Source organism: Paenibacillus xinjiangensis (assembly GCF_059686975.1).
This window is the reverse complement of the sequence record NZ_JCAALS010000002.1, coordinates 15,324-38,038: the sequence shown is the minus strand read 5'-3', so window position 1 is coordinate 38,038 and position 22,715 is coordinate 15,324. Positions and strand designations below refer to the sequence as shown.

At 50.2% G+C, this 22,715-nt stretch carries 20 protein-coding genes; 6 read left to right on the top strand and 14 right to left on the bottom strand.

The window, feature by feature from the left end:
* Nucleotides 1-9 precede the first annotated feature (9 nt).
* The 11 genes from AC6ESP_RS02225 to AC6ESP_RS02175 form a co-directional block, all read right to left on the bottom strand.
* The gene (locus AC6ESP_RS02225) at nucleotides 10-1,347 is read right to left on the bottom strand and encodes a glycoside hydrolase family 30 protein (protein WP_497095047.1); all 1,338 of its coding nucleotides are present in this window, start codon (nucleotides 1,345-1,347) and stop codon (nucleotides 10-12) included.
* Nucleotides 1,348-1,490: 143 nt separating this feature from the next.
* Nucleotides 1,491-1,649 carry a hypothetical protein gene (locus AC6ESP_RS02220; RefSeq protein ID WP_497095046.1) on the bottom strand — a complete coding sequence of 53 codons (159 nt, stop codon included), beginning with the start codon at nucleotides 1,647-1,649 and terminating at the stop codon, nucleotides 1,491-1,493.
* 76 nt (nucleotides 1,650-1,725) lie between these two features.
* Nucleotides 1,726-4,137 carry an FtsX-like permease family protein gene (locus tag AC6ESP_RS02215; RefSeq protein ID WP_497095045.1) on the bottom strand — a complete coding sequence of 804 codons (2,412 nt, stop codon included), beginning with the start codon at nucleotides 4,135-4,137 and terminating at the stop codon, nucleotides 1,726-1,728.
* Between the two features lie 4 nt (nucleotides 4,138-4,141).
* The gene (locus AC6ESP_RS02210; protein ID WP_497095044.1) at nucleotides 4,142-4,897 is read right to left on the bottom strand and encodes an ABC transporter ATP-binding protein; all 756 of its coding nucleotides are present in this window, start codon (nucleotides 4,895-4,897) and stop codon (nucleotides 4,142-4,144) included.
* Nucleotides 4,898-4,991: 94 nt separating this feature from the next.
* Nucleotides 4,992-6,428 (bottom strand): HAMP domain-containing sensor histidine kinase, encoded by a 1,437-nt coding sequence (locus AC6ESP_RS02205; protein WP_497095043.1) that lies wholly within the window; start codon nucleotides 6,426-6,428, stop codon nucleotides 4,992-4,994.
* Between the two features lie 18 nt (nucleotides 6,429-6,446).
* On the bottom strand, nucleotides 6,447-7,169 hold the full coding sequence (locus tag AC6ESP_RS02200; protein ID WP_497095042.1) for a response regulator transcription factor: 723 nt from the start codon (nucleotides 7,167-7,169) through the stop codon (nucleotides 6,447-6,449).
* A 130-nt stretch (nucleotides 7,170-7,299) separates the two neighbouring features.
* The gene (locus AC6ESP_RS02195) at nucleotides 7,300-7,956 is read right to left on the bottom strand and encodes a deoxynucleoside kinase (protein WP_497095041.1); all 657 of its coding nucleotides are present in this window, start codon (nucleotides 7,954-7,956) and stop codon (nucleotides 7,300-7,302) included.
* Nucleotides 7,957-8,086: 130 nt separating this feature from the next.
* Entirely contained in the window at nucleotides 8,087-9,160 is a 1,074-nt protein-coding gene (locus AC6ESP_RS02190; protein WP_497095040.1) for a LacI family DNA-binding transcriptional regulator, read from the bottom strand.
* A 74-nt stretch (nucleotides 9,161-9,234) separates the two neighbouring features.
* On the bottom strand, nucleotides 9,235-10,476 hold the full coding sequence (locus AC6ESP_RS02185; protein ID WP_497095039.1) for an ABC transporter substrate-binding protein: 1,242 nt from the start codon (nucleotides 10,474-10,476) through the stop codon (nucleotides 9,235-9,237).
* Between the two features lie 56 nt (nucleotides 10,477-10,532).
* A complete protein-coding gene (locus AC6ESP_RS02180; RefSeq protein WP_497095038.1) occupies nucleotides 10,533-12,410 on the bottom strand; it encodes a sensor histidine kinase in 1,878 nt (625 codons plus the stop codon).
* A 1,057-nt stretch (nucleotides 12,411-13,467) separates the two neighbouring features.
* Nucleotides 13,468-14,244 carry an SDR family NAD(P)-dependent oxidoreductase gene (locus AC6ESP_RS02175; protein WP_497095037.1) on the bottom strand — a complete coding sequence of 259 codons (777 nt, stop codon included), beginning with the start codon at nucleotides 14,242-14,244 and terminating at the stop codon, nucleotides 13,468-13,470.
* Nucleotides 14,245-14,492: 248 nt separating this feature from the next.
* On the opposite strand from AC6ESP_RS02175, the gene AC6ESP_RS02170 reads away from it, so the two are divergent.
* From AC6ESP_RS02170 to tatA, 4 genes are read left to right on the top strand one after another with little or no spacing between them, the layout of a single operon-like run.
* Entirely contained in the window at nucleotides 14,493-15,263 is a 771-nt protein-coding gene (locus AC6ESP_RS02170) for a gluconate 2-dehydrogenase subunit 3 family protein (RefSeq protein WP_497095036.1), read from the top strand.
* 14 nt (nucleotides 15,264-15,277) lie between these two features.
* Nucleotides 15,278-16,999: a GMC family oxidoreductase gene (locus AC6ESP_RS02165; RefSeq protein WP_497095035.1), complete on the top strand. Its 1,722-nt coding sequence runs from the start codon at nucleotides 15,278-15,280 to the stop codon at nucleotides 16,997-16,999.
* Nucleotides 17,000-17,743 carry a twin-arginine translocase subunit TatC gene (gene tatC / locus AC6ESP_RS02160; protein WP_497095034.1) on the top strand — a complete coding sequence of 248 codons (744 nt, stop codon included), beginning with the start codon at nucleotides 17,000-17,002 and terminating at the stop codon, nucleotides 17,741-17,743.
* Nucleotides 17,744-17,771: 28 nt separating this feature from the next.
* Nucleotides 17,772-17,951: a twin-arginine translocase TatA/TatE family subunit gene (tatA, locus tag AC6ESP_RS02155; protein ID WP_497095033.1), complete on the top strand. Its 180-nt coding sequence runs from the start codon at nucleotides 17,772-17,774 to the stop codon at nucleotides 17,949-17,951.
* A 65-nt stretch (nucleotides 17,952-18,016) separates the two neighbouring features.
* Here the strand turns inward: tatA and AC6ESP_RS02150 are convergent, their stop codons facing one another.
* From AC6ESP_RS02150 to AC6ESP_RS02140, 3 genes are read right to left on the bottom strand one after another with little or no spacing between them, the layout of a single operon-like run.
* On the bottom strand, nucleotides 18,017-19,006 hold the full coding sequence (locus tag AC6ESP_RS02150) for a 2,3-diaminopropionate biosynthesis protein SbnB (protein WP_497095032.1): 990 nt from the start codon (nucleotides 19,004-19,006) through the stop codon (nucleotides 18,017-18,019).
* Nucleotides 19,003-20,004 (bottom strand): 2,3-diaminopropionate biosynthesis protein SbnA, encoded by a 1,002-nt coding sequence (gene sbnA, locus AC6ESP_RS02145; protein ID WP_497095031.1) that lies wholly within the window; start codon nucleotides 20,002-20,004, stop codon nucleotides 19,003-19,005. The genes AC6ESP_RS02150 and sbnA overlap by 4 nt, the downstream gene beginning before the upstream one ends.
* Entirely contained in the window at nucleotides 20,001-21,272 is a 1,272-nt protein-coding gene (locus AC6ESP_RS02140; RefSeq protein WP_497095030.1) for a phenylacetate--CoA ligase family protein, read from the bottom strand. The genes sbnA and AC6ESP_RS02140 overlap by 4 nt, the downstream gene beginning before the upstream one ends.
* A gap of 158 nt (nucleotides 21,273-21,430) precedes the next feature.
* On the opposite strand from AC6ESP_RS02140, the gene AC6ESP_RS02135 reads away from it, so the two are divergent.
* Both AC6ESP_RS02135 and AC6ESP_RS02130 read left to right on the top strand, forming a co-directional pair.
* A complete protein-coding gene (locus AC6ESP_RS02135; protein ID WP_497095029.1) occupies nucleotides 21,431-22,201 on the top strand; it encodes a YheC/YheD family protein in 771 nt (256 codons plus the stop codon).
* A gap of 58 nt (nucleotides 22,202-22,259) precedes the next feature.
* Complete coding sequence (locus AC6ESP_RS02130; protein WP_497095028.1) at nucleotides 22,260-22,712, top strand: hypothetical protein; 453 nt, start codon at nucleotides 22,260-22,262, stop codon at nucleotides 22,710-22,712.
* Nucleotides 22,713-22,715 lie beyond the last annotated feature (3 nt).

Genomic DNA, 22,715 nt, shown 5'->3' with positions numbered 1-22,715 from the left:
GAGACCATTTTAGCCAGGCCATACAATCGTATGGAAGGATTCAGGCTCAAGCCTGAAGCTGTATACCTCAGAGCCGCTCGACAGTCGCAGCTCCTTCTCCTCCAAATAAGGATTCGTCAGTATGATTACCTTCGTTCCGTCCGGCTTCAGGAAGGCTGTGGCATGGCCCGACCACGGACCTTGCAAGCCAATTCGGATGTCGCCAGGGGATATATAATGCGCATAGTGCTTCATGACGTAATATTCCGGATTCCGGCCATATTGCTGCAACGCAGGATCAACGGTAACCATCGCATTCTGCTCCCAGCCCCAAGTGCTTCTGCCCTTCGGCTCCAGCACCATATTCCAATAGATATAAGCATGGACCCCGTTGAACAAATAATGCTGATATAGGTTGAAAATATATTTGGCATAGAACCAAGTATTCTCTCCATCGCCGCATTCATTCTCGGTCTGCATATAACGCAGCTCTGGATAGCTTTGCACGGTCCGCTGAATTCCATACTTGCCCGCCCACTGATAGCTGACTCCCTTGACATATTTGTACGCCTCTGGGTCTCCGAGCACTGTACCCGCATAACCGTCGAAATCGGTTGCCTTTTTCTTCAGCCATTCATCCCAAGCCTCTGGCGCATTAATGGTGCCCAGCCAGATTTCTGTAGCCAGCCCATGCTGCTCGAAGGCTGGCCCCAAATAATCGCGAATAAACTCTCGCAGCTGTTGTCCGGTCCATACGCAGGAAGGGAACTTCTGATCAGCGACCACTTCATTCTGCACATGCACCTGATGGATCGTGATTCCTTCTTCTGCATAAGCCTGTACAAATTTGACGAAGTACAGGGCGTACGCTTCCAAGATACCCTTCTCCCAGCGCAGCGTGCCATAATTGTATGATTTCGGGAACTTCATCCACGTTGGCGGGCTCCAGGGGGAAGCAAACAATACGAGGTCAGGATTGAGCTCAAGCGCTTCTTTAATATAAGGAATCAAATGCTTGCGATCGCGTTCAATCGAAAAATGCTCCATCGCGGTATCGCCGTCAATCTCGTTATGACTGTACCAATCTAGTGCATAATCGCTGGCACCGATCGGCAGCCGGCATACGCTGAGCTTATGGTCACCCTCCGGATGGAACAGGTCATACATCACCTGTTGACGATCCTTCGCTGGCAGATAACCCAGCGCGACATGACCAAGCTCATTGAAGCAGCCGCCAAAGCCTTCGAATGTCTGGTATAAGTGATCGGATATCGTTAAGTTAGCTGATTCAGCTGATGCTGCTACCGCCGTCTGCTCCTGCCAGCGGTGCTGCTCCGTGCTTGCAATCCAGCGAATATGTTTATTCATGAATGTAGTCCTCCCTAATTTCGGTTCGGATAAGCTTAATGGAGTTCATATGTTGGTTACGCTTTCATTATAGCTATTAACGAATGTGATCGAATTGGACAACGTTAGCCATTTCCATTGGATTAATTTAAACCTATATATTATTAAACAAGCTGCTGCGCAGGACGAATGTTCTTACGATCGCTGTTGTTTCCGGATTGCTTGAACAATTGCCCATGGGGGCAATCCGGAAACAAAGGCGAACGCTGCGCTTCTTCAGAATCATTCGTTCTGCTCCGCTGCTGTTTATGCACCTTAAACAAGAAACAAGGCCCAACAGGAGGCTATGCGCCGCACCTGTTGAGCCTTTTGCTTTTTAAATACACGTTAACCTCCGCTCTACTCTATTACCAGCATTCGAGGCGATGCCTCGTGTATGGCTTTTGAGGATACCCATGAGCCGAGCGCAGCCGAGCATATGCTTATACATGCGACTGCGATAATGCCTGCATTATTCATGACGAGCGGCAGCTGTACAATTCCATAGTTGATCAGTATACTGCTGAGCAGCTTAGGCAGCAGATACACACCTGCACCCATGCCGAGCACAGCTCCAATAGTGGATATAACGACGATCCCAAGGGTAATCGACCATCGAATAGCCGCTGAGGTCATGCCGATCGATTTGTAGATGCCATAGGTACGGCTTTCTTTGCGGATATTAATCCGGCATACGCTGTAGATGATAATGAAGGTAACGATAATAAACAGCAGTCCCATCAGGCTCATCGGAATGAGGAGGACAGCCACAGCTTCCTTAAACACCGAATCAAGCAGCGTCTGCTGCGTAACGGCCGATAGGTCAAGCTTATATCGAGCATTCAACTCGTCTACTATGAGATCATCCTGCGTAGGATCGACCAGATTGATGAACCCAGACTCTAGAGCAACATAATTCGGGTTATACGCTAGCACCGCATCTACGGTTATTCTCGCAGTGTAGGACATATTGGCGATAGCCTGATAAATGCCCGTGACGGTGAAGGTCACTCTGTTCCCCTCTATATAGATCTCGATGACATCACCAATCTGCTTGTTCCATGTCCTCGCTATATTGACGCCAAGTGCGATTTCGTTGCGATTGCGAGGATTATCCCCCTCCAAGGTGCCGTAGCCCAGCTCTTCATAGCTTCCGTCTACAACGGTGATATTAATGTTCATCGCCTGGACATCCGACTCATTATCGTTCTTCGCCGGCTGCGAAGGAAGTACGCCATTGACATAGCCGACCCAGCCGACCGTTCGGATACGCTTATCTGCCAGCAGGTCCTTCTCCAGCTCAGCGCGAGGGAATGTCGTCTTATTCAACACGACTATAGCAATGTTAGCAGAATCATACCCCCATGATGAAGCTGTCTGCTGGATGGAGGCAATGCTACTCAGCAGAACAAATCCCAATACGAGTATCGCCGACGTTACCGTTGCCAGTGCCATCATGAGTGTGGAGCCTTTGCGATTAATCAGAACAGCTCTTAGCCCAATGACCAGAAGCACCGGGATCGAGCCGAATCCCAATCGATTGCTGCCTGATCTGCTTAGACGTCTCGCCAGCCTGCCGCTGTCCTGCTCTGACATCCCATACCGAATCGCCTGTACAGGCTGGACCCTGCGTACCCTGCGGGCATACAGCCATACACATCCAAGGACGATAAGAAAAACAAGCAAGGCAGTGGCTGTGGCACTTGGAATGCCTTGCAGCTGTAACGGTTCAGCATCTGTTCTCAAATAAGAAAGGGCGCTGTCTACGATCAGCCTCGATAACAGAGAGCTTAGCATTAGTCCCGGCACAATCGATACAGCCGCAAGGAGCGCATACTGCAGGATATACACCCTCATCGTTCGCTGAGCGGTCATGCCGATAGATTGCAGGACACCAATCGTCCTGTAATTGGTCAATACAGCATCGGCGATTGTGAAGCTAACGGTGAACAGTGCAATGGATATCATCACGACGCCTACAAAAATCATAATAAAACCGACTATTTTATTGATAATAAGATAGAAGGAGGAGATCTCCTCGAACTCCATCTTGGCCCCCTGATACGGAACGCCCAGGTATTGCTCGAAGCGCTCCCAATAATCCAGTCGTTCACTGTAATCCTCATAACGAAGGCCCATCATGAACAGATCTTCGCCAGGTAGTACAGCCATCTGCTCCTCATAATCCTCGCTGTTCATCCATATGCGCGCGCTCGTCGTAAATGGTGCTCCGTAAGGCAAGTCGACAACGACCCCGGATACTTCCAGAGCAAGCAACGCATCGCCTGCATGAAATCCCACCTGATCCCCTACCGAGATATCATAGGAATAAGCCATCGAGGTAGGAATCCATATCGTCCCTTTGTCAGGAGTGACCGCTTCTTGTCCTTGTGCAAAAATCAGCTTATCCACTGTAGGAGCATGCTCCGGCGTATTCATCATGTGCAAATAAACATTCGGAACATAGGTGCCTTCATGTTCGATTCCGTACAAATACCGGAAGGGCAGCAGCTCAGATGACGCCACCCCCTCCTGCCCGCTCCACCATTCATGGACCCTCTGGGGATCATGCTGCCCACTTGCCAGCGTCAGAATCTGGTGAGATCCGTTCGCCTTTTCATGCCTATCCGTGAACACATTCTCTGAGCTGGAGATGATGGTGACAGATGTAGCGAGCAGAAGCGTAGACGCTAGGATGAGCAGGGCGATCAGCCCATTCTGAAGCTTCTTCGTTCTTAGATTAGACAGACAAAGAGTCCATACCGCATACATAGCGCTACCCCCTTCCCGTCACGTAAGAGAAAATCATCGCTTCACGCTCGCTGCTGCCTTGCTCTGCGAATTTGTCGAATTCCAGAATGCCGCCTAGCTTGCCGTCTCTTATAAGAATAAGCCTGTCGGCTCGGCAGGCCGCCTTAATATCATGAGTAACCATAACAACGGACTGGCCTTGGCGGTTAATGCCCGTTAAGAGGTCAAGCACTGCAATACCTTGCTCCACATTTAGGCTCCCCGTCGGCTCATCGGCGAAGATTACATCCGGTCCGTTAAGAAGTGCTCTGGCGATAGCAGCTCGCTGCTGCTGTCCACCTGATGTTTGTGAGGGCAGGCGATTATGCTGACCTTCGATGTCCATCCTCCGCATAAGGGCACGCGCCTTCTCCCTCACCTCCGGCCTTGCTGCACCTGCCACATAGCCAGGAAGCGCGATATTCTCGAAGATCGTCAGATCGGGCACGAGGTTGATGCTCTGATAGATATACCCCATCCTTCTCGCTCTGAACTCCGCCATCTGCTTCTCTTTATAACCATCAATCCGCTCCCCCTGAAAATAAACCTCCCCAGCTGTGCAACTGTCAAGCCCGCTTAACAGATAGAGCAGCGTCGATTTCCCTGAGCCGGAATTGCCCATAATGACAGTGAAATCCCCTTCATAAATATCGACATTCAAGTTCCGAATCGCATGATACTGTTCACTGCCGGTCTGATAAGTCTTACATAGGTTCACAGCTTGAATAATCGGTTTCTTCATATGCCCTCCCGTAATCGCTTTGTCTACTATGGATTGTAAAGGGCCGATCTTACTGCATGCTTATCAAATTATGTATAAATTCTTACAGCCTCGCTCAGCACAGCGGAATTGAGAAATAAAACACCGTTCCCTGTCCCTTCTGACTTGTAAAAGAAATCGTTCCCTGATGCGCTTCAATGATCGACTTGCATATAGACAGGCCAAGTCCCGTCCCCTCGCTGCCAAGCGTAGCAGCACTTTCGTCTGCATGGCCACGGAAGTACCGCTCAAATACGAAGGGCATATCCTGCGGCAGAATCCCTTTTCCGGTATCCGCAATCGTTACGGTCAGCTGCGCAGCATCCTGCTCCACGCTTATTCGAATCGAATCTCCCGCTGCTGTATGCTTCAGCGCATTGGACACCAGATTGCCAATCACCTGCTCCAGACGAGTGCTGTCCGCCTTAATAAGAACATTAGGGAGGCTCTGCGGCTCGATGAACGTAACCCCAGTCGTGCGAACGTAATGTCCAAGCGGAGTAATAATCGCATGAAAGAGCTCCCCGCTGTACTGCTCGACGGGATGCACAGAAATCTGTCCCAGCTCTCTGAGCGCATGCAGCAGCAGATCGTCCAGCAGTCTCGCCATCTGATCCGCATTAAGCTGCATGACCTCCATATAGTCCATTACGGCATCCATATCCGGGCATACGCCTGCCCTTATCGCTTCAATATAAGCCTTCACCGTCGTCAGCGGCGTTCTAATATCATGTGAAATCGAGGATATCAGCTCTTTCTGAGCCTTCTCCTGCTGCGTTCTGCTCTGATTGAGCTCCATCAGCTCCAGCCTCATCTGATCGAACATCGCATACAATTCACCGACCTCATCCATACTGGCATATTCCGCTTGCTGCTCATAATCACCTCTAAGTATCGCCTCTGAATAGCCCGTAAGCTGTTGAATAGGCTTGATGGTCGTATAGGTAATTCTACGGTGCAGCAAGAAGAGCAGAATCACGAGAATGATTATAGAGGAGAGCAGGAGAAGACTTGGAGCGATGGGAGGCTTGGAGGCTTCCCCATTCATCATGGATGCAGCGGGTAGCTGGAAGATAGCATTGCCGACCTGCGTCCCCGTATACTGCTCTACGATTGGAAAAGCTACACGGTACATCTCCTTGTCGATCTGGGATGCGTAAATATCATAGTGGACCGCCGTTCTTACATCTATTGACGCTATCGACGACTGCTCAGAGTCGAAGATCACTGTGCCGTCTGCTAACGCCACTAAGAGGCTCATGCCGCTGTCTTCAGTCATAGCCAGCAGCGTCCTCTGCCGATCAGCATCCAGCTCGAGCTGCTCGATATACTGCTCCAGATATTGCATAGTCCCGCTAACCTGAATTCGTGCTTGATTAATGACATAGGTTGAACTCTGCTCCGCTTGGCTTCCGAGGGCATCTGCCAGCAGGAGCATGCTGCTGCCTGCAATAACAACGATACAGACAAGCGCTGCTGCCAGCCACCTGCGCATCCATTGACTCAAATACATCGCTCTCTCCTATCTCGCCTAGTCCACGCTGAACTTATACCCAACGCCCCATACTGTCCTTACATAGACAGGGCTCGAGGCATCTGCCTCAATCTTCTCTCGAATTCGCCGGACATACACAGATATCGTATTCTCATCGCCATATTCGTTGAAGCCCCATATCGCATCGAGCAGCTGGCTCTTCGAGAACACCTGATTAGGATGCTTGGCCAAATAATAGAGCAGCTCGAATTCTTTGGCAGACAAGGATACCTCCTTGCCCTCTAACGTTACCTGATAAGCCTTCTTGTCGATTGTGAGAATGCCGAAGGTTAGTCGTCCTTCCACCTGAGCTGGAGGTGCGGCAGCAGGCGCCGGAACGCTTGCCATACGCTCCACTCTGCGCAAATGCGCTTGAATCCGAGCGACGAGCTCGCTAAGCGAGAAAGGCTTCGTCATGTAATCATCTGCACCGAAGCCTAGCCCCAGCACTTTATCTGTATCGCTGCCTCTGGCGCTCAGCAGCAATATCGGCGTAGCGCTGCTCTCCCGAATTTGGCGGCAGAGCTCAATGCCATCGGCGTCCGGCAGCATAATATCCAGAATGATGAAATCTGGCTGCTCGCTCTCGATAGCCAGCAGACCGTCCTTGCCCGTATGCGTGACAAAAGCCGTATAGCCATTAATGGTCAAATAATCTTTTACAATTCGCGCAATCGGCTGTTCATCTTCAATAATTAGAATCTTACGGTCTCTATTCATCGCTTCATTCTCCATTAGGTCTGTCTGTATTCATGCTAAAAAGCCCAAACGAATGTATCGCTTGAGCTTCTAATTATACTAGATTAATCCAATTTCAGGGGAATAATATCCTATTTTGAGCTAGGAGACGCTATGATTTCACGCTTCTGGCAGCCTGGATCGTGTTGCTTATATCCTGGAGAATAGTATCCATAGAGCTTGGATCATGAACATCATAATCCTCAATATTAAGGCGAAGCACAGGACATGCATCGAACTCTGCGATCCAGTCTGAGTATCTGCCATGCATCCTCTCCCAATAGGAACGATCAGTCTGAAGCTCCATTTCCCTACCGCGCTCTTCAATCCGTGTCAGAATAGACGGCAGGCTGCCTTCCAAATAGATCAGCACATCCGGGTGGGGAAAATAAGGCGTCATGACCATCGCTTCGAACAAGCTCGTATAGGTCGCATAATCCGTCGTTGACATCGTCCCTTGATCCGCATGCATTCTTGCGAATATACCCGTATCTTCATAGATGGAACGATCCTGAACGAAGCCGCCGCCTGCTTCATAGATCGCCTTCTGCTCCTTGAACCGCTCGGCCAAAAAATAAATCTGCAAATGGAAGCTCCATCTCTCGAAATCATGATAGAACTTCTCCAAATAAGGGTTATGCTCGACCTGCTCAAGAGAAGTTCGGAAGCCAAGTCGGCTCGCCAGTGCAGCTGTTAATGTGGATTTGCCTACGCCGACAGTGCCCGCTACCGTAATTAAAGCATTATGGGGTATGAGATGCTGAGTCATCATTTCCTCCTGTACATGGTCTTAAATATATCCACACATTGTACCATAGGAGCCAATGAAATTAGACATAAATTCAGAAATGCCCACGAAAAAAAATAGCCCGCCACCGATAGATGACGGGACCTGCCTTCTATACCGATGACAGCTTAGCCTCTGTCGTCGACTCTCTATACAGCACCTCGCCGGCAATCAGTATTTTCTCCACGGGGTCCTGCTGGCTCACGATTCGTGCGAGCAGCCTGTCGACTGCCCGTTTGCCCAGCGTTTCCTTCGGCACATGGATCGTCGTCAGCGTCGGCTGCAGCTGGTAAGCGTCCTCGATGTTATCGAAGCCCGTAACCGATACATCGTCTGGTACTGCAATTTCCAGCTCGGTCAACGCACGGATAGCACTCACAGCGATGGAATCATTCGCACATAGGAATGCCGTTGGCAATGTCCCTGCCTTCTTGCGCTTAGCCGCCCAGCTGCGAATCTGCTCTTGAAAATACTCGCTCTCAAGGCCATCCAGAGCTAGTATCATCTCCTCCTTGATGCCAACGCTCAAGCCATTCTCCTCCAGAGCACTGCGGAAGCCTGTCCACCGATCATAGAAGCTTCTGGAGAACCGCGTATCTCCGATGAATTGCAGCTGCCTATGTCCCGAGCCGATCAGGTACTTCGCCAATCGATTCATACTGTCGTAATTGTTCACGAATACGGTGTCCGTTGGGATCAGCGGGTCCTCGTGGTCGACCAATACCATCGGAAGGCCAATCCGGTGCACCTCCAGCAGCAGAGGAGTGGAAATCTCTCCAACTCCGATTAAGCCTAATATGCCGCTAGGGTTGATCAAATGAAGAAAATGATCTACGCTCTGCTCGGACAAGATTACCATGCCTAGCCCGTCCTCCTCCAGACGCGAGGAGATGCCATCCAGGATGCGGCCCCAATAGACGGAATCCTTCGTCTGGAAGCGAATGTTAGGCATCAGGACAATAACAGACTGTTTGTTGCCGGACTGTGATTTCGGAAGCTGATCGAGCTTCATCGTTTTGACATAAGCATTCTTTTGCGTGAAATAACCTAGCTGCGAAGCAGCCTGTATAACGCGTTCCTTCGTCTGCTCGCTAACTCCGCCTTTGCCTGACAGCGCTTTGGACACGACAAACTTAGAGACGCTTAAATAATCTGCAATTTGCTGCATCGTCACTTTCTTCGACATGTTACCACTCCAGCTCCATTATCTTATCTACTTTTTGTTATTATAACATGCTAACAAGTTAGCGTCTGCTTCGATTATTGTGTGGAGGCTTGTCTGGCTTCCTTCCACTTCTGATTGTAGCGTTCGAACACCGTGGACAAATCTGGAGCTGCAATCCACTCCTGAAGATAGTCGCCTGACCAGAACGCTATTTGCGAGATATTGGCGATTTCTAAGAATCGGTCGCTTGGAGGCTTTCTCTCCACCAATATAGGATTGAACGATAGAAACTGCTGAAGCTGCTGCTGTGGCACGGATGACGGCTTCATTAGATCGATCGGCATGAAGCCGGAATCCTCGACATAGCCCGATTCTCGTACGAAGAACTCCACCCACTCGGCTGCCAGCTGTTTTTTGGTACTGAATTTGCTAACGCCAATGAACCAATCTGGACTTAGCGGTGCGAATCTCTCTGTACTATTATCGTAGGGGAATGGAAAATAACCGATATTATCCGGATCTGCCCCAGCATCAACGATCTGATTAATGACCCAATTTCCCATCAAATACATAGCTGTGCTGCCCTGTGCTATCTCACTCTTGGACTTCTCCCAATTGTTCTCGATCAGATTCGCTTCTGTATAGCCGCGGTCGATCAAGGTTCTGACGATTGTTATCGCATCTCCCCACGGCGTATCCAGCTGCCATGGCTCATCGCTATTCTCCATGTCATTCAAATAAGCGGCATCGCCGGTCATATAGCTGACCAGATCCTCCCCCCACACCATAAGCGGCCACTGTGCTCCATAGTTCAAATATATAGGGGTGATCCCGACATTCTTCAGCTTGCCGCTCGCTTCATAGAACTCATCTAAGGTCGTTGGAATGACTGTAATGCCTGCCTTCTTGAAGGCGGCTTTATTGTAGACAATCCCTGTCGTGGAAGCTCCAGTCGTCATGCCATAGCGCTTGCCCTGATAGGCTTTGTAATCGGCGAATCTGAGATTCTCGAACATCCCGTCATCCAGAGGCTCGAAGAAGTTAGGCAGCTCCTGATTCGTAATATTGTTAGGGAGGAGCAGCACATCCCCCATATTGCGTGTCGACAATCGAACCATAATATCATTGGCATAATTCGTAATGCCCTCGAACTCGATCACAACTCCTGGATGCTCCTCTGAGAACTTCTCGGCATAACGACGCAGCTCACCGTTCTCGATCAGATCAATACGGTTAGTCAATACCTGCAGCGTTGTCGTACTGCTGCCGTCTGTTCCCTTATCAGCACCTTCCTGCTCGCTGGATGGCTTGAGCTGATCCGTAGAGCTGGAAGACATGCAGCCCGCTCCTAATACAACACATAGGATTGTTATCATAATTATTCCATAGGTTCTCATGAATCACCCTCCCTTGACGTAAGTAGTTGATCAGGATGCGGCAGCTGCAGCAGCACCTCTGTTCCCTCCCCAACTGCACTCCTCACCTTGATGCCATACATGCTGCCGTAATGCAGCTTGATTCTTTCATTGACGTTAGCTAGACCAATGCCGCCATTCTTGCGTTTAGGCTGCTCTCCCCCTGCGAAGGATTGGTTCAGACGCTCCAGCGTTGTTCGGTCCATCCCGAGTCCGTCATCGGTTACGCGAAGCAGCAAGTAGGGATGGCTGAGCTCCGCTTGAATTCTAATCACCATCTTGGATTTGCGGTCATCCATCCCGTGATAGATGGCATTCTCCACGATCGGCTGAAGCACAAGCTTAATGATTGGGTAACGCTCAAGACCCGCTCCCGTCTCTACAGCCAGAATAAACCGGTTAGGATAACGGTAATTGAGCATTTGGACGTAATTATCTACATGCTGAAGCTCCAGCTGCAGCGTCACCTGCTCATGCAGATCACTGATGGCATAACGGAGCAGCTTGCCTAGAACGGAGATCATATCTGCTGCCACTACATCATCATTCAACTCCGCTTCCATTCGAATCGATTCAAGCGTATTGTACATAAAATGGGGGTTAATCTGGCTCTGCAGCGCATGAAGCTCTGCTTCCTTCTTCTTCGTCTCCATCTGATATATATCCCGGATTAGCTGCTCAATTCTGACAATCATCCGATTGAATTGATTGCCTAGCTGCCCGACCTCGTCGCGGTATTTCACCTGGAACTTCACATTGAAATCGCCTTCCTGAACGGATTTCATCAGGCGCATCATTTTACGAAGGGGATTCGTCAGGGCAATGGATAGGAAAATCGACAGCAAGAGGGCAACCGCAATCGTCACGAAGGTCGCAATCCACGTCACATTACGAATGACGACGGAATCCTTCGTCAGCTCCTTGACGGGTATGGAGGTGATCGCCTTCCACTTCGTGTTCGGTGAGGTTGCATAAATAAATAGGAGGCTTTCTCCATCCATATCGGCATAAAAGCTTCCTTCTTCCCCTATAGCCTGCTCAAAGTCCTGATCACTGCTAATGTTGGTCGCTGTCCTCAGCTTCTCACTGTCATACACAACGTTGCCCAGCTCATCTACAATAATGGAGCGGCCGTTCGTCACGTTGTCCAGCTCTGTTATCTGATCCTCGATGACGCTAATATTCGCATCCACCGCTATAAGCCCAATCTGCCGCAGCGACTTGTCGATGATTTTGCGGACGACGGTGAAGGCGTATCTCTCGCTTTTGAGATTACTCGTATATTTCTCGGTACCGAACAGCATGGCTTCTCCGCTAGACTGATCCACACGCTGTATCCAGGTCTCGTAGCTTTCTTGAATATTGAGCCGGATTCCGCCAGCCTGCGTTGAATAATAGCCGTTCCCATACTTGTCAAAAATATAAACCGAGTTCGCGCCCCGCTTAATGTTGTTAATGAATGAGATATTCCCCTCAATGCCCCTCTGGATCGACAAGAGCAGATCGAACTCTGCCGGTAATGTCTTGCCATCCTCTCCCGAAGCCTGCTGCCGCTGCTCATAGTAACGATTCGAGCGCAGCAGGTTTTGCTTAATATCGTCCTGATAGGCAGGAATCGATGATATGCGAATCATATCCTCGATATAATCGTCGACTCGCACCATCATGTTCTCCAGCATTTTGGTGGAGTATACGATGGTCTTCTCTTCAATCGATTGCGAGTAATTCGTATAGGATATATAGCCGATGAACGATATTGGTAGCGTTATCAATAATAAAAACACGAGCAGCAGCTTGCGCTCCATCTGCATGTCGTTAAATCTGGCCCATAGGTTCCACAGCCGTGACTGGTTCATTCTCTTAGCTCCTCGTGTTTCTCTTGCTTCTGTATCTATTGTAGTATAACAAAACCATATTCAGTTGGCTTAGGAATTCTTACTGTTGTCAGCACCGCATTCTTCACCCCAAACACCCCCACTCCACTTCACCGTGGATTGGAGGTGTGTGTCTGCAGACATGAAGAGCAAGCAGTGGAGAGATGAGCACGAGGCAGATAGCTAATGGCCGTGGGCGGTGCGTTGGTGCTTGATCTTAGTTACTCGGGTTTGATTAGCGAAATGAATTTCGCTAATGATGAATCTATTTTCGCTAATGCGGAGTGATAGTCAGGTGAACAATCGAATAGGTACACGAAGTTCGCTATTGGTGAATTTCTTTTCGTTAATAGCGAAACTCGTTTCGCTATCACCACTAATTAGCCTGAGCAGCCGACAATTAGCGAAAGTCGCTTCCTTAAATAGCGAAACTGCTTCGCTAATTCTACAGTTGCTATCCTAGCTACTCAATTGACCGTCTATGGCTCACTGGTGTTTTTCCTGTTACTTAACTAACTGTCTGTGGCTCGCTGGTACTTATCCAGTTACTCAACTAACCGTCTGCGGCTCGCTGCTGCTTGATCTAGTTACTCAACTGACCGTCTGTGGCTCGCTGGTGTTTTTCCTGTTACTTAACTAACTGTCTGTGGCTATCTGGTACTTATCCAGTTACTCAACTGACCGTCTGCGGCTCGCTGCTGCTTGATCTAGTTACTCAACTGACCGTCTGTGGCTCGCTGCTGCTTATCTAGCTACTCAACTAACCGTCTGTGGCTCGCTGGTGCTTGATCCAGTTACTCGGGTTTGATTAGCGAAATGAATTTCGCTAATGATGAATCTATTTTCGCTAATGCGGAGTGATAGTCAGGTGAACAATCGAATAGGTACACGAAGTTCGCTATTGGTGAATTTCTTTTCGTTAATAGCGAAACTCGTTTCGCTATCACCACTAATTAGCCTGAGCAGCCGACAATTAGCGAAAGTCGCTTCCTTAAATAGCGAAACTCGTTTCGCTCTTCGATGATGTCCGCCCATGAGTTTAGATCGTAGGCATCACATTGCCGCCGTTGACCGGTACGTATGCGCCTGTAATAAAGCTAGCTAGATCGGATGCGAGGAAAGCAGCCGTATTGGCAATCTCTTGATCGGTACCACGGCGCTTCAGCGGCACGCTGCTCTCGTATCCTTCGTTACGCTCCGTTTGTGCTTCCCGATCCCTGTCGCTGATTGTCCATCCAGGTGCAATCTGGTTCACTGTAATTTGATGCTCCCCTACTTCTTTGGCAAGAACTCTATATACGCCATCCATCCCGCGCTTGCCGGCAACATATGCAGATTGCTTCTGGAAGTTCTGCATGGCACTTTCTGTATTAATACCAATAAAACGTCCGCCACCTGCACGCTCAATCATGGATGGTATGAAAGCTTTCGCCAAATAGACGCTCTGCATCACACAAGATTCGAATTGCCCCGCATAATCCTCGGCAGGCTGCTCCAATACACTCGCCCATTGATATTGAATAACAGCATTCGCTATTACAATATCAACGGCTCCCAGCTGTTCAGCTGCCTCCTGCTGCATACGTTCGACGTCCACTTGCTTCGTTATATCGGCTTGTATAATTGTCGCTCTTCGGCCAAGCGCCTCAATCTCATCTTTCAGCTCCGTTGCTTTAGCCTCGTTACTCAAATAATGGATCACGATATCTGCACCGCAAGCTGCCAAAGTGCGAACCATCACTCTGCCAAGATCACCAGTTGCCCCAGTGACCAGAGCGACTTTATTCGTAAGATCAATGTTAAGCAATCCATTCATCCCCCAATCTTTTGTTAGCTAATATGTTATTTTGTTATTACATATAACTAACTTCATACTACCACAATAACAAACATTTGTTTACCGTTATCGTTATATCTTTTTGGATGAAATTCAGCAAATAGGTAAAACTTTCTTTAAGTAACAATGAATAGCATGTTCGATTACTGGAAGCAAGCTCGCTTCGCAATAATGAAGCACATGCCCAATGAAGTCCATTTGTCTTCGACAAATTCAAGGAGGTTATTATGGCGAACGACACTCTCAAAAAAGATAAGCCGCAGGACGAATCCCGTCGTAAGTTCATGAAATACACTGGTACAGCACTCGGCGGAGCAGTCGTTGGTGGACTCATCGGCGGCTTAATCGGCAGCTCGACAGGGGGGAAGGAGACACAGGAGCAGCCTGCTGCGCCTACCCAGCAGGAATCGAGGGATTTCAGCCAAGCGCTCATGTATTTAACGCAGGATCAATTCCTTAATACAGAAGCTGCAACTGAGCGTATTTTCCCCGAGGATGACTTAGGCCCTGGTGCCAAAGCGCTCGGCGTTGCTTTTTATATCGATCATCAGCTGGCTGGTGCATGGGGAATCAACGCCCGCGATTATATGATGGGCCCGTTCTATGAGGCCGATGTTACACAGGGCTACCAGCTCAGCTTCAAGCGAAACGAAATATTCACGATGGGGCTGGATTCCTTACGCGAGTACAGCTCAGAGAAATACCAGAAGACGTTCATCGAGCTTAGCGCAGAGGAGCAGGATGCGGTGCTTACTGCATTCGAGAAGAATGAAGCCTCACTTAAAGGCGTTCCATCCTCTACCTTCTTCTCCCTGCTCCGCCAGTTAACGATAGAAGGGGCATACGCCGATCCGCTCTACAGCGGCAATAAGAATATGGATGGCTGGCGCATGCGCAATTACCCTGGCAATCAGATGAGCTACTTCGAAGATATTGAGAAGGAGGAGTTCGTTAAGCTGGAGCCTCTCAGTCTGCATGATCATTTGAATTTAGGATAAAGGAGCGAACAGATGTGGCTACAAAGTTACCTAAGGTACCGATTGTTATTATCGGATTAGGCTGGGTCGGCGGTATTATTGCAGCCGAGCTGACCAAGGCGGGGCATGAGGTCGTCGCGCTCGAGCGCGGGAAAATGCGCAATACAGAAGATTTTTTCCACGTCCATGACGAGCTTCGCTACGCTCAGCGTTACGAGATGATGCAGGATCTGTCCAAGGAAACCGTAACCTTCCGCCATTCTGAGAAGACTAGGTCCCTGCCTATGCGTTCATACGGCTCTTTCCTAATGGGCGAAGGCGTGGGTGGCTCGGGCGTCCATTGGAATGGGCAATATCACCGTTTCCTTCCCTACGATTTCGAGATAAGGACGAAGACCATTGAGAAATACGGCAAGAACAAAATTCCCGAGGGCATGATGCTTCAGGATTGGGGCATTACCTATGATGAGCTTGATCCTTATTTCTCCAAGTTCGAATATATGGCCGGCATCTCCGGTGAATCGACAATGCCTGAGTTCGCTGCCCCAATGACCAAGCCTTTTCCTACAGGGCCAATGAAGAAATCGCCTTCGATGAAAATGTTCGAGGAGGCAGCTACCTCGCTCGGCTACAAGCCCTACGTCATCCCATCTGCTAACCTATCGGAGGATTACACGAATGAGGATGGCATTGCTCGCGGCGCATGCCAATACTGCGCATTCTGTGAAAGGTTCGGCTGCGAATATGGGTCCAAAGCAGATCCGAGCATCACGGTCATACCGGTCGCCCAAAAAACCGGAAAGCTCGATATACGCACATTCTCGAACGTTACCAAGATTCTACATACCGGCAGCAAGGCCACTGGTGTTGTATATATTAACACTCCGACAGGAGAAGAATTCGAGCAGCCCGCAGATGTCGTGATTATGGCAGGCTACGTCTTCTCGAATGTCAGGCTGCTGCTCCTATCCAACCTTGGCAAGCCGTATGATTCCCAATCGGGTACAGGTGTTGTCGGCCGCAACTATGCCTATCAGATCGTCGGCGGTACCTCGAATGCTTATTTTGACGAAAGAGAGTTCAACACCTTCATGGGTGCAGGCGCGCTTGGCAGCGCGATTGACGAATTCAATGGCGACAACTTCGACCATAGCTCGCTAGATTTCCTGCATGGCGGCAACATACGGCTTACACAAGCCGGACTGCGACCGATTGCCAACAATCCAGCGCCTAAGGGCACACCCGCCTGGGGTGCGCAATTCAAGCAGCAGTCGATCAAATACGCCAATCGTTACTTAAGTGTCGGCATTCAAGGCGCCAACCTTCCTTACCAGCACCACTATCTTGATCTCGATCCGACGTACAAGGATATATACGGGCTTCCGCTTATGCGCATGACCTTCGACTTCGAGGATCAGGATCGCAAGCTCGTATCCTTCATCGCTGAGAAGACCAAAGCCATTGCCGAAGCGATGAAGCCGACTTCAGTCGAGACAAGCAATCAGATTACGACCTACAGCATCGTGCCATACCAATCCACTCACAATACTGGCGGAGCGATCATGGGCAGCGATCCTTCCACCTCTGTTGTGAATAACTATTTGCAAATGTGGGATGCGGAAAATGTGTTTATTATCGGCGCCTCAGCCTTCGCGCACAATAGCGGATATAACCCGACCGCAACCGTTGGAGCGCTCACTTACCGGGCTGCCGAAGGTATTCTTAAGTATTTGGAAAAAGGAGGCTCCCTGGTATAGATGGATATGCAGCAGGACGTCGTCCTTCATCTGACCGAGCTTCGCAAACGGCTCATCTATGTAGCCGCTTGGTTTTTGGGTGCGTTATGCGTCGGCATCTACTTCTCTCCACACCTGCTGCGTTTCATCCAATCGAACCTCGGAACCTTAAATGTCGAGTGGAGCGTATTCGCGCTCTCTGACGGACTGATGGTGTACATGAAATGCGCAATGCTGCTCAGTATCGCAGCCACGCTCCCCTTCTTGCTGTACCATGTCTGGGCGTTCGCCCGCCCCGGCTTGACCGTACGCGAAGCGAAAAACATGCTATGGTTCGTACCAGCATCAGCCGCGTTATTCGCAGCTGGCGTTCTATTCGGCTACACGGTCGCACTCCCGATGATGATCCGCTTCATGGTGAAGCTGAACCACGTCATCGGCGCCAACGAAGTATACGGACTTCAGCACTTCGTATCCTTCCTGTTCAGCTTTCTGTTCCCTATGGGCATCGCCTTCGAGATGCCGCTCGTCATGCTGTTCCTCACGCTAATCGGCGTTCTTACGCCCGGAAGAGTGAAGTTCATCCGGAAATACGCTTACGTCGGTCTCGCCGTACTCGGTGCTTGCATTTCACCACCGGATTTCGTGTCTCATCTGTCTGTCACTGTTCCGCTTATTCTGTTGTTCGAGATTAGCGTATTCGTGTCCTGGCGCTATTCCCGCAGCAAGCGGAAGAGAATGTTGATGAGTCCGAATCCGTCTTAACCATATAAGAAATAGGAGTGGATAACTGATGTTCAACAATATCGGCGTTTCAGGGTTAATTATTATTTTCGCCATCGCGCTCATCGTGTTCGGACCAAGCAAGCTGCCTCAGCTTGGCCGTGCCCTGGGAGATACGATGCGTGAATTCCGCAACTCGACCAAGGGCATTGCAGACGACCCCCAGCCGGATGATCATCTATTGAAGTAAGCTCAAGCAGAAGCCTCCAAAGCTAGCCACAGCAATAAGGCCTGCTTCGGAGGCTTCTGCTATGTTTAATCAAGCGGCCTGCCTATGCCGAGCCGCTGAGCTATCGCTGCATAATGAGCCGCAACTGCAATATCGAATATCGCCATCCCCATCGGGGCGAACAGAATTGGGCCAGCACTAGCAGCAGTCACCCGCGCAGGAGCGTTCTCTTCATCCTTATTCCCAAGGAGGATCGCTGCAAGAGTGGTCGTGTGCTCTTCGAGCAGCCCTTGATGAAGATACAGCTGCTCAATATCCGTATCTGCACGGCAGACCTCTTCCCAGCTGTCCACGATAATCATTCCGAGTCCCTTCAGCGCTTCCACCCTATAATCTCGCAGTGAAATATGCATGAGCAGAGCATTCTGTTTGGCTGCCACATTAATATATCGGTGTGTAGATGCTGTACAGGTAAAGACGAGATCAGCAGCGGCATATCCTTCCTGCCACGACTGGCATCGCTCAACCGGGATGACCATCTCTATCCCTGCAAGCCAAGTGTCTACCTCCATATCTCTCTGATCGTATACACGGATTCGAGCCAATTGATCGCCGAACAAGCTGTTCAGCATACGGATATGCATCCGTCCGATCGGGCCCATTCCAATAACGAAGACCTCTAGACCCTCAGATCGTGCAGGCAGCATTCGTCGCAGGAGCGCAGCACTAACCGCCGCTGTTCTAACGGCGCTAATCAAGCCGCCCTTAATGAGAGCGGTCGGCTCTCCCGTAGCTGGATCATTAAGCACCGTTACACTGTGCGCACGCGGCAAGCCTGCTGTAATATTGCCTGGAAAGCTTGCGATCCACTTCAAGCCCGCTGACTGAATAGGCCGATTGACGTACGCCGGCATAGCAATAATGCGATTGCGCTCATCGCCGAACTTCAAGTAAGGCTTAAGAGGCTGTGCACATTCGCCAAGGGCATGCGCTTCAGCCGCATCCTGCACCACATCGGCCAGCATACTCCAATCCATTCCGATATGCTCGATATCCGCTTCATTAAGATAGATCACCTGCTGCATCCCCTTTGTGAATGAAGGCTGGCTGTGAACTCCGCATCGAAGGCCTGCGTGACCCATTCATCATTAAAGACAGTATCGAGATAACGCTCTCCCCGGTCTGGAAGCAGTAAGGCGCATATGGAGCCGGACTTTATACGCTCCCGATATTTCACCACTGCCGCAATGATTCCTCCAGATGAGCCTCCCGCGAGAATCGACTCCTGACGCACGAGCTTACGACAGGCGGCTATGCAATCTCGATCATTCACCTTAATGACGTCCACAATCCCCTCCTCCGGACAGAGAAGAGGGCGAATGCCCGCTCCGAGTCCAGGCAGCAACCGCCTTGATGTCCCCTTGCTGCCGCCGAAGATCACGCTCCCTTCGGCATCAACCGCAATAACCTTCGTAGGCAGTCCGTTCCGCCTAATATAGTCCAGACAGCCCCTTAGCGTACCGCAGGTGCTGACGCCGCAGAACAAATAATCGATGCGCGGCAGATCAGCTGCAAGCTCAGCCATCGTCATGCGCTCATGAGCAAGCGCATTGTTCAGATTGCCATATTGGTTCGGCCAATAGGCATCAGGCAATCTGCGCAGCCAGCGCTGTACGCGAGCAAGCCGCGCCGGGACGTATTCCCCCGTTGCTGGATCGGGCTGGCTCACCATATCGATTCGCGCGCCATAAGCTTGGAGAATTCGAAGATTAGCTTCTGTCGTTCGTGGATCTACGACACAGATGAATGTACAGCCAATCACATTGCACAGCTGGGCGAGCCCAATAGCCAGATTGCCCGAGCTGGACTCTACAATAACTGAGCCACGGCCAATTCGTCCCTCTTGCAGTGCAGCCTGCAGCATCATCCCAGCTGATCGGTCTTTGATGCTGCCTCCGGGATTCATTAGCTCCAGCTTCGCATATACCTTGAAGTCCTCATGCTGGAACAGTCGTCCCAGCTCTACAACAGGCGTTCTGCCAATGACGGTACGTATATCCTCATGAATGCTCAAGAAGGCTCCACCTTCTCAGCACTTTTCCCAACGTACAGCTTCTTCTGCTTAATCGGGACTGCTGCCTCTTGTGACGTGGAAGCGAAGCTGCCAGCAGTCTCATTGGCATCTAGGAAAGCTACCTTAATTTCTCCCAGCAGCCCGCCTCGAATCATCGCTCCGATCTCCGGTATCGCGCCATGCACTTCATTGCGGATCTTCGCAGCAACAGCCGGAGCAACTGGATCAGGAACGGCTATCGAGACCTCCAGCCGATTGCCGCTCACAAGCACTCGGACTGTCGCTTGCTGCACATGCTTGAATACGGCGTTCTCGATATCGAATATGCTAATCTTCTCCCCATGCTTCAGCTCCGGTCCGACCCGCTTCACGACAGCTTCGAATGTGGTCACCAGCTGCCCCTCTACCTCTTCTGTTCGAAGATCCCGAACGACATCATAGGTGACAAAGCGAAGCACCGGGAACCGACGCCGAACAAACGATGTAAGGACCAGAATCTGCTCCCCCTCTGCCAGCTGCATATCCGTCAGCCCAACCTCATCTGGTGTTGCACCCTCACCAATCAAGCCGTCAAGCACAACATAACGACCGAGAGCCTGCTCCCAATAAGCAATCGTTCCTACCTCAATACTTCCATAGGTATCCATAATGGCGCTTGCATCTAGACTCAGTATTTCTCCCATACGCTGCCGCCATGCAGGAGACGCTGGCTCCCCCACGAGAATGACACAGCTAAGCCCCCACTTGTAGTCAGCAGGAGCAACCCGAACAAGACCATCCAGAATAGATGGCATCGTATATAATACATCCGGTCTAAAAGCAGACAAATGCAGCAGATGTGCCGCCACTGGTAGGCCAAAGGGGATCGATTCGCATACGAGCCCAAGCTCCTCGAATATACGCAAGGCAGTCGCCTCAGCATGCCCCGTTCCCACATCACTAAGCGCCCGCTTGACAGAATAGTCGCTTAGCAGCTTTTCGAATAGAGCTGTTTTATGCTGCACATAGGCTACCTCATCCATCGCATCATAATAGATGGCTTTACGTTTGCTTCCACTAGTTCCTGAGGTGCGATACACATTCCAATCTGGATAATTAGCACCTTCACCGCGCTCATAATAAGGCAGCAAGCGTTCATGCGTGAGGAAGGGGATGTCTTCCCACTGCTTGATTTCACTTGCCGTCTTCAGGTCTGCATACCAAGGATACAGCCGGAGCACGTCCTCCCATTTGTCACGAACCGCTTTGTCGCTTAGGGAAATCCGCATCGTCCATCCTCCGTTTCAACTTCAACTTCTATCAGCTTATGCACGCGTGAATCGAAGCGTCCGTGTACATGTCCTATGAGGCAAGGAAGCCCACTCCTGCCGAATTGGGCAAGCATATGCTGTGGCAAGCGATACCATCATAGGAGGAAGAGACTGTAATGAGCCGACAACACAAGAAGAGAAAGTCCACAAGAGGTGCTTCCAGCAAATGGACGAAGACGAGCATACTCATGAAAAACAAACAGATCAGGCGTTACATTCCGCATACACGACCCTTCTCTGAACAGACGCTAAGAACGATGCTGCGGAAGAATAGCATGGTCTATATGAAGCCTGTGCACGGTTCGCATGGCATCGGCGTTATGCGTATCGAGAGCAAGAAGAGCGGCTACCGTCTCCAGCTCGGCTCGCAGGTCTACCGCAATTTAACTTGGCAAAGCCTGCTTTATCGCGTTAGTCAGCACACCAGAAGCAAGCGTTACCTCGTGCAGCGGGGCATCCATATGCTAAGGTACCAACGCAGAATGTTCGACCTTCGTGTAGTGGCGCAGCTGGACCCGGCAAGAAGCTGGCGCGTAACCGGCATGCTTGCTAGAGTGGCTAAGCTGGGCAGCGCTGTCACCAATGGCAGTCAAGGAGCCTCCATCCGTACCATCAAGACGGTAATGGGCTCGCAAGGCAGATCGGATTCACGGCTGCGAACGGAGGTCCGACTAAGTACCATTTGCCGCACTGCCGCGAAACAATTGCAGCATGCTTTTCCACATCTGAATGAGCTTGGCTTCGACATTGCCCTTGATCAGAAGCTTCATCCTTGGATACTTGAAGTCAATTCCAAACCCGAGGCGATACCGTTCCGCAAGCTGGAAGATCGATCCATGTATAACCGTATCCTGAGATATAGGAAACTAGCACTGAAAAGGACGTAATTAATAGATTATTGGCGAAAAAAGAGATAAACTGTTCATTAGGAGGTGCTGATGCCTAATGAACAATAAACTTTATTCGTACGCCATCATAAGTTTCGTAGCTATGCTATTCCTGATTATTCCTACTCCCACAGCCGAAGCAGGCGTATTCGACCGTATCAAGGATATTTACAATACACCAGAAAAAATAGATGAGCTGCAGCAGCAATATACAGAAGCGAAGGATGCGCTCGAGGAGCAGCGGCAGCAGCTGGAGGAATCGGTTCTGAAGCAGCAGGAGCTGCTGCTTCAGAACGAGCAGTACCGTCTGCAGAATGAGCAGCTGATGCTGCAGAACAGCAAGCTCGTCAATGAGATGGAGCTGGCTAAGCAGGATCGTGAGAGCTTCGTCCGCAAGCTGATCTATACCGTCGTTATTTTCGCCTTTTTTATAGTGGCTTATATTGTATCCGTTAGAGTATGGCGTTATATCGTATGGCGCAAGCAGAAACCATTGACTGAAGGAGCCTAATCC

Coding starts and splice junctions, on each gene's coding strand:
- AC6ESP_RS02225 (WP_497095047.1), bottom strand. CDS start 1,347: ATGAATAAACATATTCGCTGGATTGCAAGCACGGAGCAGCACCGCTGG.
- AC6ESP_RS02215 (WP_497095045.1), bottom strand. CDS start 4,137: ATGTATGCGGTATGGACTCTTTGTCTGTCTAATCTAAGAACGAAGAAG.
- AC6ESP_RS02210 (WP_497095044.1), bottom strand. CDS start 4,897: ATGAAGAAACCGATTATTCAAGCTGTGAACCTATGTAAGACTTATCAG.
- AC6ESP_RS02205 (WP_497095043.1), bottom strand. CDS start 6,428: ATGTATTTGAGTCAATGGATGCGCAGGTGGCTGGCAGCAGCGCTTGTC.
- AC6ESP_RS02200 (WP_497095042.1), bottom strand. CDS start 7,169: ATGAATAGAGACCGTAAGATTCTAATTATTGAAGATGAACAGCCGATT.
- AC6ESP_RS02195 (WP_497095041.1), bottom strand. CDS start 7,956: ATGACTCAGCATCTCATACCCCATAATGCTTTAATTACGGTAGCGGGC.
- AC6ESP_RS02190 (WP_497095040.1), bottom strand. CDS start 9,160: ATGTCGAAGAAAGTGACGATGCAGCAAATTGCAGATTATTTAAGCGTC.
- AC6ESP_RS02185 (WP_497095039.1), bottom strand. CDS start 10,476: ATGTCTTCCAGCTCTACGGATCAGCTCAAGCCATCCAGCGAGCAGGAA.
- AC6ESP_RS02180 (WP_497095038.1), bottom strand. CDS start 12,410: ATGAACCAGTCACGGCTGTGGAACCTATGGGCCAGATTTAACGACATG.
- AC6ESP_RS02175 (WP_497095037.1), bottom strand. CDS start 14,244: ATGAATGGATTGCTTAACATTGATCTTACGAATAAAGTCGCTCTGGTC.
- AC6ESP_RS02170 (WP_497095036.1), top strand. CDS start 14,493: ATGGCGAACGACACTCTCAAAAAAGATAAGCCGCAGGACGAATCCCGT.
- tatC (WP_497095034.1), top strand. CDS start 17,000: ATGGATATGCAGCAGGACGTCGTCCTTCATCTGACCGAGCTTCGCAAA.
- tatA (WP_497095033.1), top strand. CDS start 17,772: ATGTTCAACAATATCGGCGTTTCAGGGTTAATTATTATTTTCGCCATC.
- AC6ESP_RS02140 (WP_497095030.1), bottom strand. CDS start 21,272: ATGCGGATTTCCCTAAGCGACAAAGCGGTTCGTGACAAATGGGAGGAC.
- AC6ESP_RS02135 (WP_497095029.1), top strand. CDS start 21,431: ATGAGCCGACAACACAAGAAGAGAAAGTCCACAAGAGGTGCTTCCAGC.
- AC6ESP_RS02130 (WP_497095028.1), top strand. CDS start 22,260: ATGAACAATAAACTTTATTCGTACGCCATCATAAGTTTCGTAGCTATG.